This is a genomic window from Pseudaestuariivita rosea (assembly GCF_017592335.1).
Classification (GTDB): Bacteria; Pseudomonadota; Alphaproteobacteria; order Rhodobacterales; family Rhodobacteraceae; genus Parasulfitobacter; species Parasulfitobacter rosea.
On record NZ_JACNMP010000076.1, the window covers coordinates 1 to 1,461 of the forward strand.

Genomic DNA, 1,461 nt, shown 5'->3' on the forward strand with positions numbered 1-1,461 from the left:
CTTTGCGAGTTTGCGGAGGTTCTGGGCGGTGGCGGCGAGGATGGAGTGAGAATGGACCGTGGCCCCAGTGGGGCCGCGTAAGCCGTTCGAACCGTTTGCGCCGCATGGGCCACGTAATCGGAGGCGACCCAGTCCAAGGATGCGCTTAAGGTGGGCAAAGAGCATCTCGACCTTCTTTCGGAGCTTCATCGAGATGTCGTACTGGCGGGTCTTGGCGATATCGCGGGCGACCTTGCGGGCGTCTTCGTGTTCTTCGCGGGTGATCTTGCGCGCGTCGGCGTTGGGGCAGCACTTGGCTTTGGAAGGGCAAACCTGACAGACCTCTTTCAAAGCACGATAGCGCGCTGTACCCTTGCCGGTCGGTCCTCGGTTCGGGTCCGAGTAGTTGCGACGGAATTGTTTGAGGGCGTGGCCCTCGGGGCAGATGTACTGGTCGTTCTCTGCATCCCACTAAAGTCTGCCCTCGTCCAGGTTCCGTCGTTGCGTCCGGACTTGTCGAACACAGGAATGTGCGGCGCGATCTTGCGGTCGACCAGCCAACCTAGCAGCGGCCCGGTGCCATAGGCGGTATCCGCGATCAGACGTTCGGGATGCAGATCGAACTTCGCCTTCACACGGTTCAGCATGGTCTTGGTCGATCCAACCTCTGCCTGCCGGATTGAGCGCGTGGCTTCCACATCGACGATGACGCCATGATCCGTGTCGATCAGATAGTTGTCTGAATAGCTAAAGAAGGCAGGGCCTTTACGGGCTGCCGTCCACTGACTTGCCGGGTCAGAATGCGAAGTAAATTTGGGCTGGACCTCGCTCGCGGCTCCAAATGCCGCCTCATCCAGCGTATCGAGATACTCGCGTACGGCGCGGGGCGCATCAGACGGCTCAATGGTTGCGGCATCCCATTCTTCCTTCGGCGTCGAGTTCTGCTTGTTGGCATCTGCTTCGATCAGGCTGGCATCGATTGCCATTCGCTGGCCACTGACCAAACCTTCCGCAATGCAACGGGCCACCGTCGTCTCGAACAAATGACGCAGCAGTTCGCTCTCGCGGAAACGGCCATGGCGGTTCTTAGAAAACGTCGAATGATCAGGGATGCGATCGTTCAGATCGAGGCGACAGAACCAGCGGTATGCGAGGTTCAAATGAACCTCTTCGCACAACCGCCGTTCGGATCGGATGCCGAAGCAGTACCCCACCAACAGCATCCGGATCAGCAACTCAGGATCTACCGATGGGCGGCCAGTGTGGCTGTAAAACTCAGCCAAATAGGTCCGGATGCCGCTCAGATCAACAAACCGATCAATCAAGCGTAGCAGGTGGTCTTGTGGGACATGATCTTCCAGAGAGAACTCATAGAACAGCGCCGCCTGTGCTTCCTGCTTTGGTCCCAGCATCCCTAAATCTCCCAACCAATATTGGAATTGAAGCAGCGGATGCCCCCTCGATCAAGAAGAGTTTTTCAAC

At 57.8% G+C, this 1,461-nt stretch carries 1 pseudogene; it reads right to left on the reverse strand.

What is annotated here, in order from left to right:
- Window positions 1–1,391: pseudogene (locus tag H7848_RS19605) on the reverse strand (IS1182 family transposase); the annotation flags it as partial.
- Window positions 1,392–1,461 lie beyond the last annotated feature (70 nt).